Consider the following 17062-nt stretch of genomic DNA (forward strand, 5'->3'; position numbering starts at 1 on the left):
TCCTCATCGGGGTCGGTCAGATGGCGCCTTCCCGTCGGCACCACTGACCACCCGCAGCAACAGCACACACCGCGCCGCCACAGTCACCACCGCCCCCGCCCGATGCACCACCCCCGGCGCCTCCCCCTGCTCCTCCCGCGACGTGTCGACGACCACCTCGTACCCCTCCGCCCACGGCGGCCCCGGCAGCACAAAGCTCGCCGGCCGGTCCCCGGCATGCAGTACGGCGAGGAAGCTGTCGTCGACGATCGGCGCCCCCCACCCGTCCCGCCCCGGAATGTCCCGCCCGGACAGATACATACCGAGCGTCGCCGCCGGCGCGTACCAGTCCTGCTCCGTCATCTCCGTACCCCGCGCCGTGAACCACGCCAGATCCCGCAGCCCGTCCACCGAGTGCGCCCGCCCGGAGAAGAACGCCCGCCGCCGCAGCACCGGGTGTTGGTGGCGCAGGGCGATCAGGCGGGAGGTCAGGTCGAACAGCGCCTTCCAGCCCGGATCCTCCAGCAGTCCCCAGTCCACCCAGCTGATCTCGTTGTCCTGGCAGTACGCGTTGTTGTTGCCCCGCTGTGTCCGCCCCAGCTCGTCCCCGGCCACGAGCATCGGCACGCCCGTCGACAGCAACAGCGTCGTCAGCAGGTTCCTCAACTGCCGCCGCCGGAGCGCCCGTACCCGCTCCTCGTCGGTCTCCCCTTCGACCCCGCAGTTCCACGACCGGTTGTCGTCGGTGCCGTCCCGGTTGCCCTCGCCGTTCGCCTCGTTGTGCTTGCGCTCGTACGACACGAGGTCCCGCAGCGTGAAACCGTCGTGCGCCGTGACGAAGTTGACGGAGGCGTACGGGCGCCGCCCACCCCACGCATAGAGATCGCTGGACCCGGACAACCGGTACCCCAGATCCCGTACGTCCGGCAGCGCACCCCGCCAGAAGTCCCGTACGGCGTTCCGGTACCGGTCGTTCCACTCCGTCCACAGCGGCGGAAACGCCCCGACCTGATAGCCACCCGACCCGACGTCCCACGGCTCGGCGATCAGCTTCACCCGCCGCAGCACCGGATCCTGCGCGATCACCGCCAGGAACGGGGACAGCATGTCGACGTCGTGCATGGAGCGCGCCAGCGCCGCCGCCAGGTCGAAGCGGAAGCCGTCCACCCCCATCTCCGTCACCCAGTACCGCAAGGAGTCCGTGATCAGCCGCAGCACATGCGGCTGGACGACGTGCAGCGTGTTGCCGCAGCCCGTGTAGTCGGCGTAGCGGCGCGCGTCCGACTGCAACCGGTAGTACCCCCGGTTGTCGATGCCCTTCAGCGACAGCGTCGGGCCCAGCTCGCCCGCCTCCGCCGTGTGGTTGTAGACCACGTCGAGGATGACCTCGATCCCGGCCGCGTGCAGCGCCCGCACCATGCGCCTGAACTCGCCGACCTGCTGCCCCGTCGTACCGGAGGCGGCGTACGCGGCGTGCGGGGCGAAGTAGCCGATGGAGTTGTAGCCCCAGTAGTTGCGCAGGCCCTTGCGGAGGAGATGGTCCTCGTGCGCGAACTGCTGCACCGGCAGCAGCTCCACCGCCGTGACACCCAGCTTCACCAGGTGCTCGACGGCGGCCGGGTGCGCCAGCCCGGCGTAGGTCCCCCGCAGCTCCTCCGGAATCCCGGGGTGCAGCTGCGTGAAGCCGCGCACATGCACCTCGTAGATCACCGAGTCCGCCCACGGCGTCTTCGGGCGGCGGTCGTCCATCCATTCGTCGTCGATGGCGTCATCGTGGACCACGACGCCCTTCGGGACGTACGGAGCCGAGTCCCGGTCGTCGCGCACGGTGTCCGCGACCTGCTGCTGCGGCCAGTCGCGGACATGCCCGTACAACTCGGGTGGCAATCCAAAGGAGGCGTAGTCGCCGTCCACGGCGCGCGCGTACGGGTCGAGGAGCAGCTTCGCCGGGTTCCAGCGGCCGCCGGTCCACGGATCCCAGCGGCCGTGCACCCGGTAGCCGTAGCGCTGGCCCGGCATCACGCCCGGCACGAACCCGTGCCAGATCTCGTGCGTCAGCTCGGACAGCCGGGCCCTCGTCTCTTTCCCCTGTTCGTCGAAGAGGCACAGCTCGACCGCCTCCGCCCCGCCCGCCCACAGCGCGAAGTTGGTGCCCGCGACCCCGTCGGGCCCGACCCGGAACCGGGCACCCAGCGGCATCGGCGCACCCGGCCACACGGGCACGGCCGGTGGCTTGCGCGGTGCGCCGTTCACCGCGGCGGCGGGGCGCTCCTCTGCGGCGGCGACCGCCTCCTGCTCGGCTGCGCTGGACACCCTCAGCCTCCTACGGCTCGGTGACACGACCGCTAGAAGGGCGCACGATGTCCCGATCGCGGCTCCCCATCTCGTCGTCCTCCCCACTGTTCTGCCCAGAGCTTGGGTCGCACTCACGTTTCCCGGGGGCATGCCCGGTCGTTGGGAACCTCGTGAGGCATGCACAAGGGCGCGCACGGCGCGCGGGGGCCGCACTGGCCGCCGTACTGACATGGGCAGGACTGCTGGCCGGCTGTACTTCAGAGCCCGGCGGCGTCGGCGGACTCGGCAAACCCCCGGCGCCCGAGGACGCCATCCGGATCGTTCCCGACGACGGCGACAAGGCCGTACGGCCCGACGACAAGCTGCTGGTACGGGTGCCCAGTGGACGCTTGGAGTCGGTGAAGGTGGTCAAGTCCCAGGATGCGCAGGAGACCCCGGTGCGCGGGCACATCTCCGCCGACGGCCTGCGCTGGGAGCCCGACGACCACCGGCTCGCACTGGCCGCCCGGTACACGGTCGACGCCGTCGCCCTGGACGGGTACGGCAGGCGCTCCGCACGGCACACGACCTTCACCACGTACGTCCCCGAGGAACGGTTCATCGGCTACGTCAGCCCCGAGAACCGCTCCACCGTCGGCACCGGCATGATCGTCTCCCTGGAGTTCAACCGCGAGATCGAGAACCGCGCCGCCGTGGAACGCGCCGTCCACGTCACCGCCAGGCCGGCCGTGGAGATCCGCCCCCACTGGTTCGGCAAGGGCCGCCTCGACTTCCGCCCCGAGCACTACTGGAAGCCCGGCACCGAGGTGACGGTGACGCTGAGACTCCGCGATGTGGAAGGGGCGCCCGGCGTCTACGGCCTCCAGTACAAGACGTTCTCCTTCACCGTCGGCCGCCACCAGGTCTCCCTGGTCGACGCCGCCAGGCACACCATGGAGGTGCGGCGGGACGACCAGCTGCTCGCCACCGTGCCGATCACGGCGGGCGCCCCGAAGACGACGACGTACAACGGGAAGATGGTCGTCACCGAGATGCTGGAGATGACCCGCATGAACAGCCGCACGGTCGGCTTCGGCGGCGAGTACGACATCCCGGACGTCCCGCACGCCATGCGCCTCACCGACTCCGGCACCTTCCTGCACGGCAACTACTGGGCGCCGCACGCCTTCGGGAAGGCCAATGTCAGCCACGGGTGCGTGGGACTGAGGGATGTGAAGGGCGGCAGCTCGGACACCCCGGCGGGCTGGTTCTTCGACCGCAGCCTCATCGGCGACATCGTCGAGGTCGTCCACAGCAATGACAAAAAGATCGCTCCTGACAATGGCCTCGGAGGGTGGAATATGGGCTGGAAGGCATGGAAGACGGGTAGTGCAGTGAAGTAACGGGACAGGCCGGCGGGTTGACTCATCTGTCCGCCGAGGTCAGTCGGTACGGAACGGTGACAATCCGACGGCGCCGACGGCCCTGACCTTGTGGTTAATATGCGCCGGTGCGCGTGGAGACGCGCGGGGGTGCGGGTCCGACGAGGCCCGGCGAGGGGAGAGAACTTGAACGTGCGACCGATATCGGGGGCGTCGGTTGACGCACGCGGGCGGGGCCGCAAGGGACTGCCGGCGCTACTGCTCGGGGTGCTGCTGGTCGTCACCGCCTGTGGCGGAGGCGGCGGTTCGGACCCGGGGTCCGGCAACGCGAAGGGCAAGGAGGCCGGAGAATCCGCCGCCGCGGAGACCAGGCAGTCGCAGGCGGTCGTGACCATAGCCCCGAAGGACGGCGCCAAGTCCGTCGACACCAGCGGTGCCCTCAAGGTCAGTGCCGCGAAGGGCAAGCTGACCACCGTCGAGGTCAAGGACGCCAAGGGCGCGAAGATCGACGGGAAGATATCCGGGGACGGCGCCACCTGGACGCCGTCCACCCATCTGGCCGCGGCCACCAAGTACACGGTGCACGCGGTCGCGAAGGACTCCGAGGGCCGTGAGGCCGCCGAGGACTCCGGCTTCACCACCCTCACACCGCAGAACACCTTCATCGGCACCTTCACGCCCGAGGACGGCTCCAAGGTCGGCGTCGGGATGCCGTTCTCGATCCGCTTCACCCGGGGTATCACCAACCCCGAGGACGTCGAGAAGGCGATCACCATCAAGACCGAGCCGGCCGTCGAGGTCGCGGGCCACTGGTTCGGCAACGACCGCCTCGACTTCCGCCCCGAGAAGTACTGGAAGGCCGGCACCAAGGTGACGGTCGACCTCAACCTCGACGGCGTCGAAGGCCGCGACGGCGTCTACGGCAAGCAGGACAAGACCGTCGCCTTCACCATCGGCCGCAACCAGGTCTCCGTGGTCGACGTCAAGAAGCTCACGATGAAGGTCATGCAGGAGGGCAAGGTCGTCAAGACCATCCCGGTCACCACCGGCAAGCCCGGTATGGAGACCTGGAACGGCCAGATGGTCATCAGCGAGCGGCTCACCGTGACCCGTATGAACGGCGCGACGGTCGGCTACACCGACGCCGACGGCAAGGGCGAGTACGACATCAAGGACGTACCCCACGCCATGCGCCTGACCACCTCCGGCACCTTCATCCACGGCAACTACTGGGGCGGCGGCGCCTTCGGCAACTACAACGCCAGCCACGGCTGCATCGGCCTGCGCGACGTGCGCGGTGGCTACGACAGCGGCGTGCCGGCCGCGTGGTTCTTCAACCACTCGATGATCGGTGACGTGGTGGTCGTGAAGAACTCCAACGACGCGACGGTGGCGCCCGACAACGGGTTCAACGGCTGGAACATGCCGTGGGAGAAGTGGAAGGCGTGAGCGTTCGCCTTTGACGCACGGCACCGGGGCCGTGGTCGTTGATGCCCGTGTTGTGTCTGTCTGGGGGGCAACCCCCAGACCTCCGGCCGAGTGTGATCGACCGCACCCGACCTGTGGCCGTTAGTCCCCGTGTTGTGTCTGTCTGGGGGGCAACCCCCAGACCTCCGGCCGAGTGTGATCGACCGCACCCGACCCGTGGCCGTTAGTCCCCGTGCTGTGTCTGTCTGGGGGCAACCCCCAGACCCCCGGCCGAGTGTGATCGACCGCACCCGACCCGTGGCCGTTAGTCCCCGTTAACCTGCCTGCATGACCGTGAATCTCGAAGTCGCCGAGGGCGTCGGTACGATCCGCCTCGACCGCCCGCCCATGAACGCGCTGGACATCGCCACGCAGGACAGGCTCAAGGAGCTCGCCGAGGAGGCGGGCCGACGGGACGACGTGCGGGCGGTGGTGCTGTACGGCGGGGAGAAGGTGTTCGCGGCCGGCGCGGACATCAAGGAGATGCAGGCCATGGACCACGCCGCGATGGTCCTGCGGGCCCGCGCCCTCCAGGAGTCGTTCACGGCGGTGGCCCGCATCCCCAAGCCGGTGGTGGCGGCGGTGACGGGCTACGCCCTGGGGGGCGGATGCGAGTTGGCGCTGTGCGCGGACTACCGGATCGCCGGGGCCAACGCCAAACTGGGCCAGCCGGAGATCCTGCTCGGCCTGATCCCCGGCGCGGGCGGCACCCAGCGCCTGGCCCGCCTCATCGGCCCGTCGAAGGCGAAGGACCTGATCTTCACGGGCCGGATGGTCAAGGCGGACGAGGCGCAGACGCTCGGCCTGGTGGACCGTGTGGTGGCCCCCGAGGAGGTGTACGCGGAGGCGCACGCCTGGGCCGCGAAGCTGGCGCAGGGCCCGGCGATCGCGCTGCGCGCGGCGAAGGAGTCCGTCGACACCGGCCTGGAGACGGACATCGAGACGGGCCTGGCGGTGGAACGCGGATGGTTCGCGGGCCTGTTCGCGACGGAGGACCGGGAGCGGGGCATGCGAAGCTTCGTGGAGGAGGGCCCGGGCAAGGCGAAGTTCCTCTAAGTCGTCGGTGAAACTCCCCCGAACCACTTGCAATTGACACGGTGTCTGATCCGGGTCCCTCGATGGGGCGCTTTATGGGAGCCTTAAGGCAACCTTAAGCGTGTCTTGTCGAGGGAGCCTGTCGATTGCCCGCAGCTGAGCCTTCGTCGCAGGTTAGATGGGTTGTCGACGACCCTGAAATGCCACTGGCATATGTCAACCGGATTGCGCGGAATGAGAGCTTCAGGGGGGCGTATTCCGCAGGAACGGCCCCGGAGGGCGCCCCGGGCGGCCATGATGGGGGCATGGCGGGGCTGGAGGGTATCGAACAGCCGCGGGGACACAGCCGTGCGACCGCGGCGCGCTGGTCGCCGGCGGTCGAGGACGAACACGCGTTGAAGGCGCTGGAGTTGTTCGGTAACCCGACGGAGTCAGAGGTTCCGCTTCCGTCCCGCCCCGAGTCCGCCGCCACGGCCCGCCGACTGGCCCAGGTGGTCGTCCTCCGCCAGTGGGGCCTGACCCCCAAGATGACGGAAGACGCTGTCTTACTGGTCTCGGAGTTGGTCGGCAACGCCGTCCGCCATACCGGCGCCCGGGTCTTCGGCCTGCGCATGCGCCGCCGCCGCGGCTGGATCCGGGTGGAGGTCCGCGACCCGTCCCGCGGCCTGCCCTGTCTGCTGCCGGTCCAGGCGATGGACGTCAGCGGGAGGGGCCTGTTCCTGGTGGACAAGCTGTCCGACAGGTGGGGCGTCGACCTGCTGCCGCGCGGCAAGACGACATGGTTCGAGATGCGGGTGGCGGACCGCTGAACCCTTTTTCCCGACCGAGTCGGGTGGTGGGTGGACATAGGCCGGGGGTCCAGGGGGCGGATCCCCCTGGGACAGGACAAGCCGCAGATCGGTCCAATCGCCCTTTTTTACCCAACCGCCCCTTAAATGGGGCGCGTGACCCCGACCGACCGACGCAGGGCGCTACGCGCAGGAGCCGCACGTACCGCCGCGGCCACGCTCCCCACCGGCTGCGCCACGAACAGTGCCGTGGCACATCCCGAGGCCGGCCTCCACCCCCGCATCGCCCTCACCTTCCACGGCCAGGGCGACCCGGCCACCGCCCAAGCCCTCCTCACCGAGGCCGAACGCCACGGCGCCCACGTCACCGTCCTGGCCGTAGGCATCTGGCTGGACGCCCACCCGGCCCTGGCACACCGCATCCGCGACGCCGGCCACGACCTCGGCAACCACACCCACCGCCACCTCGACATCAACGCGATGCCCGAGGCGGACCCTCGCCGACGTACGCCACGGATCCATCGTGAGCCTGCACTTCGGCTACGCGGACACCGTCGCCGCCCTCCCCGCCGTACAGGAAGAACCGACCGTCGCGGACTGCGCGCGGTGACCACCACGGAGCTGTTCAGCTGATGCACCGCAACGCCCTCAAGAGCGCCCTCCTCGCCGGCGCCGTCCTCACCGCCCTCGCCGCCTGCGGTACGCAGACCAGGGACGAGGCCGCTGAATCACGCTCCACCCAGGCGCCCGTACCGTCGCCGCCCAGGAAGAAACCGGTCCAGGGCCTGCCCGGGATGCCACCGGTCCTCGACCCCAAGGACGTCTACGCCGCCGACCGCCCCAACCAACTCTCCCCGGTCGTCAAGGACTTCCCCTCCCGGGTCTACGTGCCCAACACCGAGTCCGACACGGTCTCCGTCATCGACCCGAAGACCTACGAGATCATCGAGACGATCGCGGTCGGCCGCCAGCCCCAGCATGTCGTCCCCTCCTGGGACATGAAGACCCTGTGGGTCAACAACAACCGCGGCCACACCCTCACGCCCATCAACCCGAAGACGGGCAAGGCGGGTAAGCCGGTCGAGGTGCATGACCCGTACAACCTCTACTTCACGCCCAACGGCAAGTACGCCGTCGTCATGGCCTCTCTCGACCGCGAACTCGTCTTCCGCGACCCGCACACCATGAAGCAGATCAAGACCGAGCCGGTCACCTGCTACGGCGTCAACCACGCCGACTTCTCCCTGGACGGCAGGTACTTCATCGTCTCCTGCGAGTTCAGCGGCGAGCTGCTCAAGGTCGACACCGAGAAGATGAAGGTCGTCGGGCAGCAGAAGCTCCCGTTCGACGGCGCGATGCCGCAGGACGTGAAGCTCTCCCCGGACGGCAAGAAGTTCTACATCGCGGACATGATGGCCAACGGCATGTGGGTCCTGGACGGTGACAAGTTCACCGAGCCGAAGCTCCTGCCCACCGGCAAGGGCTGCCACGGCCTCTACGTCAGCCGCGACTCCCGCGAGATGTACGTGTCCAACCGCGGCGAAGGCACCGTCTCGGTCTTCGACTTCACCCGGAACAAGCTCACCAAGAAGTGGCACCTCCCCGACGGCGCCAGCCCCGACATGGGCGGCGTCTCCGCGGACGGCAAGGTGCTGTGGCTGTCCGGGCGCTACGACGCCGAGGTGTACGCCATCGACACCCGCACCGGCAACCAGCTCGCCCGCATCCCCGTCGGCAGCGGCCCGCACGGCCTGGCCGTCTACCCGCAGCCGGGCCGCTACTCCCTCGGCCACACCGGCATCTTCCGCTGACGGACGGGAAGTTGGACACGCCGCCGATCGAGTGATGATCCCCAACCCGCCGCCGCGGAACCGGAAGTGTGCTCCCCATGATCACAACTCGTCTGCGGCGGCGGGCCGCTGCCACCGTCCTGTCCCTGGCCGCCGTCCTCACCACCTCGGCCGCCACGGCGCCCGCGAGCCCCGCGCCCGCCAAGGCCGCCGCCGCTCCCGACTGTCCCCGGTTCGACGACCCCGTCGAGGCCGCCGCCGACCCGCGCGTCGACGTCGACCGCATCACCCCCGAGCCGGCCTGGCGCACCACCTGCGGCACGCTCTACCGCAGTGACGGCCGCGGCCCGGAGACCGTCTTCGAACAGGGCTTCCATCCCAGGGACGTGATCAACGGCCAGTACGACATCGAGAAGTACGTCCTGGTCAACCAGCCTTCCCCGTACGTGTCCACGTCGTACGACCACGACCTGTACAAGACGTGGTGGAAGGCCGGCTACAACTACTACGTCGACGCCCCCGGCGGCGTCGACGTCAACAAGACCATCGGCGACACCCACAAGTGGGCCGACCAGGTCGAGGTCGCCTTCCCCGGCGGTATCGCGCGGCAGTACATCATCGGCGTCTGCCCGGTCGACAAGAAGACCAAGGTCGAGATCATGAGCGACTGCGAGAGCAACCCGTACTACGAGCCCTGGCACTGACGCCGGTCCCTACCGGGCCAGGAACAACGCCTCCGACCCCACCGGCGCATATCCGGCCGCCTGGAACGCCCGCAGACTGCGGGCGTTCCCCGCGGAAACCTGGGCCCACACCGCCTCGCCCCCGCCCAACTGCCGGGCCGCCGACGCGAGGGCCCGCCCCAGTCCCCGGTGCCGTACGCCGTCGTCCACCTCGACCGCGACCTCCAGCCGCCCGGCGACACCACGCCCCAGCACCAGCACACCGCCGTCCGCGGCCCACACCCGCACCTCGTCACGCCGCCTGCGGGAACTGACCACCCGGGGATGCCCGGGATCCTCGATCTCCCGCAGCGCCGGCGTCGGCCGGCCCGGCAGCGGGGAACCCACCGTCATCACGTCGATGGTGTCCGTCCCGCGCCCTGTACGGTCCGCGAAGGCCGCCAGGAACCGGGCGTTCATCGTCGCGGCGAGCGCGTCGCAGTCGATGGCGGCGAGCGTGTCGTACACCCTCCCCCAACTCTCGGCTTCGCTCGAGCCGGGGGGACCCCCATCGGATCCTCGTCCGTGAAGACGACCGAGTGCGCGGTGAACGCGAGGACGCCCGAGTCCCGGTGGGAGGGCTGGGGCACGACGGTCGTACGCCCGTCCGCCGGCGGGAAGACACCCTGCGCGGCCGCGTCCAGAATGTCCCGCAAGGTCCCCGTCACCGCGCTCCTTGAGTCTCCACCCACTGGAAGGCCCACACTCGCAGACATGATCGACGACGGCACCGGACTCTTCACCATCGGCGAGCTCGCCCGGGCCACCGGCCTGACCGTACGCACCATCCGCTACTGGTCGGACGAGGGCGTCCTGCACCCCGTGACGCGCTCCTCCGGCGGCTACCGGCTCTACGACGCCGAGTCCGTCGCCCGCCTGGAGCTGATCCGCACCCTGCGCGAACTGGGCCTCGGCCTGGACGACGTACGCAAGGTGCTGGCCGGTGAGGCGACGGTCGCGCAGGTCGCTGCCGCGCACGTGGCGGCGCTGGACGCGCAGATCCGGTCGCTGAAGGTGACCCGCGCGGTGCTGTCGACCGTGGCGCGACGCGGTTCGACCGCAGAGGAGATGACGTTGATGAACAAACTGGCACGGCTGTCGGCGGCCGAGCGGAGGCGGATCGTCGAGGATTTCATGGCGGAGATCTTCGAGGGGCTCGACACTGCGGATCCTGACATCCGCACCCGGCTGAGGTTCGCGGCCGCCAACCTGCCGGACGATCCCACCCCCGAGCAGGTGGACGCGTGGGTCGAACTCGCCGAGCTGATCCAGAACCCGGACTTCCGCGTGCTGATGCGCAGGGCGATCGAGTTCAACGCGGCAGACCGGGGTCCGGACGTCCCGGCGGGTACGTCCCTGTGGTTCATGAGCCGGCTGATCCAGCTTTCCGGCGAGGCGCTGCGGCAGGGCATCGCACCCGAGGCACCGGAGGCCGAGGAGGTGCTGGCCGGGCTGCTCGGCGACGCCGACCGGTCCGCCGTGCTCGAGCGCCTCGAGGCGGGCTCGAACCTGCAACTCGCCCGGTACCGCGAACTGTCGGCCATCCTGAACGGCCTCGAGCCCCAGCCGTCGTACGAGGGGGAGTTCGCCTGGGTGGTCGCCGCACTGCGCGCTCGGCTCGCCGGTTAATCTGACCTGCGTCAACACGACAGTACGTACGACGAAGGGGCGGACCGGTGCCGGACATCGAGGAAGCGCGCAAGCAGTTCGAGCGGATCGACACGGACGGGGACGGCGTCATCACCGCCGCCGAGTTCAAGACCGCCCTGGCCCAGGAGGGCGACTGGAACGTCACCGAGGCGGTCGCCGAGGTCATCATCAAGACCCGCGACCTCAACGGCGACAAGGTGCTGTCGTTCGACGAGTTCTGGACGTACCTGAGCAAGTGACGCGAGCGGAAGGGGTGCCCGGCCGACTGCGGACGGGCACCCCTTCGTCATGCGGGGCGCGCGGTGCGCAGGAAGGCCGCGAGCATGCCGGTCCTTCGAGGCGCACCCGAATGGCGGCGGGGCCGGAATAGCCAGCCGGCCCCCGGGGTTGGTGCTGCCCGGCAGGATCGGCAAAACCGAAGGGCAAGGCGAGTCAGGCATGAAGATCGGAATCATCGGCGCGGGCAACATCGGCGGCAACCTCACCCGGCGGCTCACCGCCCTCGGCCACGACGTCTCCGTCGCCAACTCCCGCGGCCCGCAGACGCTCACGGAACTGGCGGCGGAGACCGGCGCCACCCCCGTCAGGGTCGAGGAGGCCGCGCGCGGCGCCGAGGTCGTCGTGATCACCATCCCCCTGAAGGCGGTCCCGGACCTCCCGTCCGGCATCCTCGACGAGGCGGCGCCCGGCGTCGCGGTCATCGACACCGGCAACTACTACCCGCAGCAGCGGGACGGCAGGATCGCCGGCATCGAGGACGAGGGCCTCACCGAGAGCCGCTGGACGGAACGGCAGCTCGGGCACCCCGTGATCAAGGCCTTCAACGGCACGTACGCCATCGACATCCTGGACCGCCCGCGCCCCGCCGGCGCCCTCGACCGCATGGCCCTCCCGGTGGCCGGCGACGACGAGGCGGCGAAGCGGAAGGTACGGGACCTGATCGACGAGCTCGGCTTCGACACGGTCGACGCGGGTGGCCTCGACGACTCCTGGCGCCAGCAGCCGGACACGCCGGTGTACGGCCTGCGGGCGGGCGTGGCCGACGTGGCGAAGGCACTGGCCGAGGCGTCGCCGGAACGCAAGCCGGAGTTCCGGGGCTAGCGCCGGTCCGTCCCGCCCCACGCCTGTGGAGTGATCCGCGTCACCCGCTGTCACAGCGATCCGTCACGTGGTGTCTTGAGGGCGAACCCCTCGAAACGAAGGAGACACCATGACTGAGCACACCGATGTGGTCGTGATCGGCGGCGGATACTCCGGCGTCATGGCGGCCAACCGCCTGACGCAGCGCGACGACGTGACCGTGACGCTGATCAACCCGCGCCCCACCTTCGTCGAGCGGCTCCGCCTGCACCAGGTGGTGGGCGGGTCCCACGAAGCGGTCGTCGACTACCGGGAGGTCCTGGGCGAGCGCGTCCGGCTGGTGGTCGGCACCGTGACCCGGATCGACGCGGCCGGGCGCGGCGTGACGCTGGCGTCGGGGGGCAGGGTCGGCTACGACTACCTGATCTACGCGGTGGGCAGCGGCAGCACCGACGCGAGTGTGCCCGGAGCGGCCGAGTTCGCCTACCCGATCGCCACCTTCGAGGAGGCACAGCGGCTGCGGCCGGTCCTCGACGCCGCGCCCGCGTCGGCCGCGGTGACGGTGGTCGGAGCCGGTCCGGCCGGCATCGAGACCGCCGCCGAGCTGGCGGAGACGGGCCGCACCGTGACCCTGGTCTGCGGCGGGGTGCTCGGCCCGTACCTGCACCCTCGGGGCCGGCGCTCGGTCGCCGGGCGGCTCGCCGAACTCGGTGTGACCGTGCTCGAAGGCCCCGACACGAAGGTGACGGCGGTGACCCGCGATGCCGTGCGGCTCAGCGGCGGCCGCGAACTGCCGAGCCGGGTGACCATCTGGACCACCGGATTCAGCGTGCCCGACCTGGCCGTCCGCAGCGGGCTGAGCACCGACGCCCTCGGCCGCCTGCTCACCGACGAGACGCTGACCAGCGTGGACGACGTACGCATCGTCGCGGCCGGCGACTCGGCGGCACCCTCGGACCTGCCGTACCGGATGGGCTGCCAGTCCGCGATCCAGCTGGGCCCGCAGGCCGCCGAGACCGTGCTCAGCCGGATCGCGGGCAAGGAGCCAGCGACCGTCAGTGTGGGGTTCGCCGGCCAGTGCATCAGCCTCGGACGGCGCGCCGGCATCTTCCAGTTCGCCCACCGGAACGACACCGCGATACGCCTCTACCTCGGCGGCCGCCCGGGCGCGAAGCTCAAGGAGTTCGTGTGCAAGCACACCGTCAAGCAACTGGCGGACGAGGCGCGCAAGCCCGGTGCGCGCGCCTGGTGGATCAAGGACGACAAGCGCCGGCACCTGCTGGAGGCCAAGCGCGGCGAGGCACCGGCCACCGCCACCGCTGAACGGGCGGCCTAGCCGGCCATTCGTCCCCTGACACCCTGACACCCCGACAGCCCTCGCAGGGACAAGCGACCGAAGCGTTCCCCGGACCGGAGGACCCCGCCATGAACGACGGCAGCCCCGTCAGCGACCACAGCACTGACCAGGCGACCGACACCTTCGTCGCCCACCGCAACCTGCTCTTCACCGTCGCGTACGAGATGCTCGGCTCGGCGGCGGACGCCGAGGACGTCCTTCAGGAAACCTGGCTGCGCTGGATCAAGGTCGACCTGGCGCAGGTGCGCGACCACCGCGCCTACCTCGTCCGGATCACCACCCGGCAGGCGCTCAACCGGCTGCGCACCATGAAACGCCGCAAGGAGGCGTACGTCGGCTCCTGGCTGCCCGAGCCGATGCTCACCGCGCCGGACGTGGCCCAGGACGTCGAGCTCGCCGAGAGCGTGTCGATGGCGCTCATGCTGGTCCTCGAGACGCTGTCGCCGACCGAGCGCGCCGTCTTCGTGCTGCGCGAGGCCTTCGACGTCAGCTACGACGAGATCGCGGCCGCCGTCGACAAGACCCCCGCGGCCGTCCGCCAGATCGCCCACCGCGCCCGTCGGCACGTCGACGCCCGCCGCCCTCGCCAGGCGGTCTCACCGAGCGAGACCCGGGCGGCTCTGGAGTCGTTCCGGCGCGTCATCGAGACCGGGGACCTGCAGGGCCTGATCGACGTGCTCGCCCCCGACGTCGTCCTGGTCGGCGACGGCGGCGGCATCAAGCAGGCCGCACCGCGACCGGTCACCGGCGCCCAGAAGGTGGCCCGCTTCATGATCGGCGGCCTCGCCAAGAACGAACGCCCGCTCACCGTCACGCCCACCGTGGTCAACGGCAGCCCGGCACTCCTCGTACACCTGGACGGCGAACTCGACGGCGTCATGGCGATCAGCGTCGAGAACGCCCGCATCACCGGCCTCTACTACGTCCGCAACCCGGAGAAACTGACACGCGTCGAATCGGAGACCCCGCTGACCCTGCGATGAATACCGGCGGGACAGCGCGATTCACGCGTTCTCGGCCCACGCACGCAGCGCGGCCTTGCTGGGGAAGTCCGCGACGTTCTTGTCCAGCGGGTCGTCGGTGTACTGGTGGAAGCGCCACTTCGCCTTGATGCGGGGCTTGCCCGCGGTGACGTAGTCGGCGATCCAGAGGGCGTCGCCGGCGTACGACGTCGTGTCGATATTGAGCCAGTAATGCCTATTTGAGTAGAGAATGACCGGATTGTTCGGCCGCAGCTCCTTCAGCTTCCGGATGAACAGATCCTTCTGCGCGTTGCTCGCATGCGTCCCGTCACTCGTCGTCTCCCAGTCGACGGCGAGGATGTCACCCGCCTTCTCCGGGGCCTTCCCCACGAAGTACTTGGCCTGGGCGTCGAGGTTGCCCGGCCACAGGAAGTGGTAGAAGCCGACGACCAGACCGGCGTCGCGGGCGCGCTTCGTCTGGGCCGTGAGTCTGGGGTTGACGTACGAGCGGCCCTCCGTCGCCTTGATGAAGACGAAGGAGATGCCTTCCGTGTTGTAGGAGGAGGACTGGTACGCGCTTACGTCTATGCCGCGCAGCATGGGGGGACTCCCTGAAGTGCCGGTGGGGGGGAAGGAGTTGGGATTGGTTTTATACCCCACCTTGGCAGCTGCGATCCGTTCCTGACGTGGAACGACCCTGTCGCGGTCAGGACCCGAGTCGGCCCTGAGGCGGACGGCGGGTTTACTCGCCGGGGCCGGGCTGCTTGCCGACTTTCGGCCTGCAGCGCCGCGCCGCCTGGCCGGTGACGGACGCGACGCGCTCAGCCCTTCGCGGCCTCGCGCCGCGCCAGGATGGCGGTCCGGCGCTCGTCGAACCGGGTCGCCTGCGCGTCCAGTGAGCCGAGGAACTCGCCCAGCTCCTGCTGGGCCTTGAGGCCCTCGGGCCCGAGGCCGGAGATCTCCAGGACCTTGAGATGGCGCAGCACAGGCTGGAGAACGTCGTCGTGGTGGATACGCAGGTTGTAGACGCCGCCGAGGGCGATCTGCACGGCGGCGCGCTCGAAGCCCGGCATGCCGTGGCCGGGCATCCTGAAGCCGCTCAGCACGTCGGCGACGGCGCGCAACGCCTGGTCGGGGGCGAGTTCCAGGGCGGCCTTGAGCAGGTTGCGGTAGAAGACCATGTGCAGGTTCTCGTCGGTGGCGATCCTTGCCAGCAGGCGGTCGCAGACCGGGTCGCCCGAACTACGGCCGGTGTTGCGGTGCGAGATGCGGGTGGCCAGCTCCTGGAAGGCGACGTACGCCACGGTGTGGAGCGGCGAGTGCCGGTTGTCGGACACGAAGCCGGCGGACATGTGGGTCATGCGGACCCGCTCCAGTGCCGCCGGGTCCACCGCCCGGGACGCCACCAAATAGTCCCGCATCACCATGGAGTGCCGGGCCTCCTCCGCAGTCCACCGGTGCACCCAGGTGCCCCACGCACCGTCGCGCCCGAACAGGGTGGCTATCTCGTGGTGGTAACTCGGCAGGTTGTCCTCGGTGAGCAGGTTCACCACCATCGCGACCTTGCCCACCTCGGTCAGCGGAGACTGCTCCGGCGCCCAGGACTCACCGCCCAGGACCCCGTCGAAGTCCCGTCCTCGGCTCCACGGAACGTACTCGTGGGGCATCCACTCCTTGAACACGCCCAGGTGGCGGTTGAGTTCACGCTCGACCACCTCTTCCAGCGCGTGGAGGAGCTGTGTGTCCGTCCAGGTGGTGCGTCGGGCGGAGTGGGACGGGGGAATGGTGGCCACGGAGAAACCGGCCTCTCGCTGCGGGGACTGAACCTACGGTTCCGTAAGTTATGGGACCGTGCGGTGATTCCGCTGGGGCCGTCCGACCCTACTGGCGCGTACCGGATGCTCCGGCCCCGCTCCCGTCCGGGGAGATCGGGAGCCCGCAGAGGGCGGAGGCACCTGGCCGCCGCGCCAGGAAACCACCAGGCAGGACCGAGGCGACAGGGGCGAACGGCCCTGTCGGCCGGGGCCGGACGGCGACGGGGCCGCGGTGCAATACTGACGCGCCTTCCGGCTGCCGCTTCGGCGCTGCCGCTGTCGCGGCGGCCGGTCCGCCCTGCCGTCCGTGCCCGCCGCGCGTCATCGTCGGGCCTGCGCTCGGCCGACGGGGAAGGCATGTTCAGGTCTGTCCGACAGGAGCCGCACCCATGCGTCGACAGGAGCCGCCCCTCATGCCTCGTCCGCCGTATCCGCCTCGCCTTGCCGTGTACGCCGGCTGCGTCTGCGCCCTGGCCGCGGTCGCCGCGGTGGTGTCCTTCATCCGGGGCGGGTGGGTGGGGACCATCTGGGTCCTGCTGGCCGGGCTTGCCTCCAACATGGCCTGGTACTACGCGCGCCGGGGCGGGGGCACGGCCGGGAACGGAACCGGCACCCGGGCCGGGGACGGCCGCCGGAATGCCGGTGTGGGGCGCGGTGCCGCGCCCGTCGGCTGTGAGAGCGGCGGCGCGTGCGGCGTATGCGTGAAGACGACATCTAAGGATCCCCGCTGACGACCGCCGGGGACAGAAGGGCGATGCGGAC

The 17062-nt window shown here is 70.0% G+C and carries 15 protein-coding genes and 2 pseudogenes; 13 read left to right on the forward strand and 4 right to left on the reverse strand.

What is annotated here, in order from left to right:
* Positions 1-3: 3 nt before the first annotated feature.
* Positions 4-2292: a glycogen debranching protein GlgX gene (glgX, locus tag AQJ91_RS44770; protein ID WP_067034888.1), complete on the reverse strand. Its 2289-nt coding sequence runs from the start codon at positions 2290-2292 to the stop codon at positions 4-6.
* Positions 2293-2444: 152 nt separating this feature from the next.
* Between glgX and AQJ91_RS44775 the strand changes: the two genes are divergently transcribed.
* The 7 genes and pseudogenes from AQJ91_RS44775 to AQJ91_RS44805 all read left to right on the forward strand — a co-directional run bounded on the left by AQJ91_RS44775 (position 2445) and on the right by AQJ91_RS44805 (position 9419).
* On the forward strand, positions 2445-3656 hold the full coding sequence (locus AQJ91_RS44775; RefSeq protein WP_067034890.1) for a L,D-transpeptidase: 1212 nt from the start codon (positions 2445-2447) through the stop codon (positions 3654-3656).
* Between the two features lie 165 nt (positions 3657-3821).
* Positions 3822-5084, forward strand: coding sequence for a L,D-transpeptidase (locus AQJ91_RS44780; protein ID WP_199848195.1), 1263 nt, complete (start codon positions 3822-3824; stop codon positions 5082-5084).
* Between the two features lie 306 nt (positions 5085-5390).
* Positions 5391-6158: an enoyl-CoA hydratase/isomerase family protein gene (locus AQJ91_RS44785; protein WP_067034893.1), complete on the forward strand. Its 768-nt coding sequence runs from the start codon at positions 5391-5393 to the stop codon at positions 6156-6158.
* A gap of 284 nt (positions 6159-6442) precedes the next feature.
* Positions 6443-6946, forward strand: coding sequence for an ATP-binding protein (locus AQJ91_RS44790; RefSeq protein WP_067034896.1), 504 nt, complete (start codon positions 6443-6445; stop codon positions 6944-6946).
* 126 nt (positions 6947-7072) lie between these two features.
* Positions 7073-7558 (forward strand): annotated as a pseudogene (locus AQJ91_RS44795) (polysaccharide deacetylase family protein).
* On the forward strand, positions 7558-8736 hold the full coding sequence (locus AQJ91_RS44800) for a YncE family protein (RefSeq protein ID WP_067034899.1): 1179 nt from the start codon (positions 7558-7560) through the stop codon (positions 8734-8736). The pseudogene AQJ91_RS44795 and the gene AQJ91_RS44800 overlap by 1 nt, the downstream one beginning before the upstream one ends.
* 77 nt (positions 8737-8813) lie before the next feature.
* Positions 8814-9419 carry an ADP-ribosyltransferase gene (locus AQJ91_RS44805; protein ID WP_067034902.1) on the forward strand — a complete coding sequence of 202 codons (606 nt, stop codon included), beginning with the start codon at positions 8814-8816 and terminating at the stop codon, positions 9417-9419.
* A gap of 9 nt (positions 9420-9428) precedes the next feature.
* Here the strand turns inward: AQJ91_RS44805 and AQJ91_RS44810 are convergent.
* Positions 9429-10153, reverse strand: a pseudogene (locus AQJ91_RS44810) (N-acetyltransferase family protein).
* Here AQJ91_RS44810 and AQJ91_RS44815 point away from each other — a divergent pair.
* The 5 genes from AQJ91_RS44815 to AQJ91_RS44835 all read left to right on the forward strand — a co-directional run bounded on the left by AQJ91_RS44815 (position 10152) and on the right by AQJ91_RS44835 (position 14507).
* Positions 10152-11066 (forward strand): helix-turn-helix domain-containing protein, encoded by a 915-nt coding sequence (locus tag AQJ91_RS44815; protein WP_067034905.1) that lies wholly within the window; start codon positions 10152-10154, stop codon positions 11064-11066. The pseudogene AQJ91_RS44810 and the gene AQJ91_RS44815 overlap by 2 nt on opposite strands.
* 47 nt (positions 11067-11113) lie before the next feature.
* Positions 11114-11326, forward strand: a complete 213-nt coding sequence (locus tag AQJ91_RS44820; protein WP_067034908.1) for an EF-hand domain-containing protein — start codon at positions 11114-11116, stop codon at positions 11324-11326.
* A 49-nt stretch (positions 11327-11375) separates the two neighbouring features.
* Positions 11376-12188 (forward strand): NADPH-dependent F420 reductase, encoded by an 813-nt coding sequence (locus AQJ91_RS44825; RefSeq protein ID WP_079085681.1) that lies wholly within the window; start codon positions 11376-11378, stop codon positions 12186-12188.
* A 109-nt stretch (positions 12189-12297) separates the two neighbouring features.
* Positions 12298-13503 carry an NAD(P)/FAD-dependent oxidoreductase gene (locus AQJ91_RS44830; protein WP_067034913.1) on the forward strand — a complete coding sequence of 402 codons (1206 nt, stop codon included), beginning with the start codon at positions 12298-12300 and terminating at the stop codon, positions 13501-13503.
* 89 nt (positions 13504-13592) lie between these two features.
* Positions 13593-14507 carry an RNA polymerase sigma-70 factor gene (locus AQJ91_RS44835; protein ID WP_067034927.1) on the forward strand — a complete coding sequence of 305 codons (915 nt, stop codon included), beginning with the start codon at positions 13593-13595 and terminating at the stop codon, positions 14505-14507.
* A gap of 21 nt (positions 14508-14528) precedes the next feature.
* On the opposite strand, the gene AQJ91_RS44840 is transcribed toward AQJ91_RS44835, so the two are convergent.
* A complete protein-coding gene (locus AQJ91_RS44840; protein ID WP_067034930.1) occupies positions 14529-15086 on the reverse strand; it encodes a GH25 family lysozyme in 558 nt (185 codons plus the stop codon).
* Positions 15087-15307: 221 nt separating this feature from the next.
* Positions 15308-16270: an acyl-ACP desaturase gene (locus AQJ91_RS44845; protein ID WP_107122712.1), complete on the reverse strand. Its 963-nt coding sequence runs from the start codon at positions 16268-16270 to the stop codon at positions 15308-15310.
* A gap of 443 nt (positions 16271-16713) precedes the next feature.
* On the opposite strand from AQJ91_RS44845, the gene AQJ91_RS58620 reads away from it, so the two are divergent.
* Positions 16714-17031: a hypothetical protein gene (locus AQJ91_RS58620; protein ID WP_067034935.1), complete on the forward strand. Its 318-nt coding sequence runs from the start codon at positions 16714-16716 to the stop codon at positions 17029-17031.
* Positions 17032-17062: the final 31 nt, after the last annotated feature.

The sequence above is a fragment of the Streptomyces dysideae genome, from assembly GCF_001514305.1.
GTDB classification, from domain to species: Bacteria; Actinomycetota; Actinomycetes; order Streptomycetales; family Streptomycetaceae; genus Streptomyces; species Streptomyces dysideae.

Excerpts from the sequence above, each read along its gene's own strand:
- AQJ91_RS44785 (WP_067034893.1), top strand. The coding sequence starts at position 5,391 with ATGACCGTGAATCTCGAAGTCGCCGAGGGCGTCGGTACGATCCGCCTC.
- AQJ91_RS44790 (WP_067034896.1), top strand. The coding sequence starts at position 6,443 with ATGGCGGGGCTGGAGGGTATCGAACAGCCGCGGGGACACAGCCGTGCG.
- AQJ91_RS44800 (WP_067034899.1), top strand. The coding sequence starts at position 7,558 with ATGCACCGCAACGCCCTCAAGAGCGCCCTCCTCGCCGGCGCCGTCCTC.
- AQJ91_RS44805 (WP_067034902.1), top strand. The coding sequence starts at position 8,814 with ATGATCACAACTCGTCTGCGGCGGCGGGCCGCTGCCACCGTCCTGTCC.
- AQJ91_RS44815 (WP_067034905.1), top strand. The coding sequence starts at position 10,152 with ATGATCGACGACGGCACCGGACTCTTCACCATCGGCGAGCTCGCCCGG.
- AQJ91_RS44825 (WP_079085681.1), top strand. The coding sequence starts at position 11,376 with ATGCGGGGCGCGCGGTGCGCAGGAAGGCCGCGAGCATGCCGGTCCTTC.
- AQJ91_RS44830 (WP_067034913.1), top strand. The coding sequence starts at position 12,298 with ATGACTGAGCACACCGATGTGGTCGTGATCGGCGGCGGATACTCCGGC.
- AQJ91_RS44835 (WP_067034927.1), top strand. The coding sequence starts at position 13,593 with ATGAACGACGGCAGCCCCGTCAGCGACCACAGCACTGACCAGGCGACC.
- AQJ91_RS44840 (WP_067034930.1), bottom strand. The coding sequence starts at position 15,086 with ATGCTGCGCGGCATAGACGTAAGCGCGTACCAGTCCTCCTCCTACAAC.
- AQJ91_RS58620 (WP_067034935.1), top strand. The coding sequence starts at position 16,714 with ATGCCTCGTCCGCCGTATCCGCCTCGCCTTGCCGTGTACGCCGGCTGC.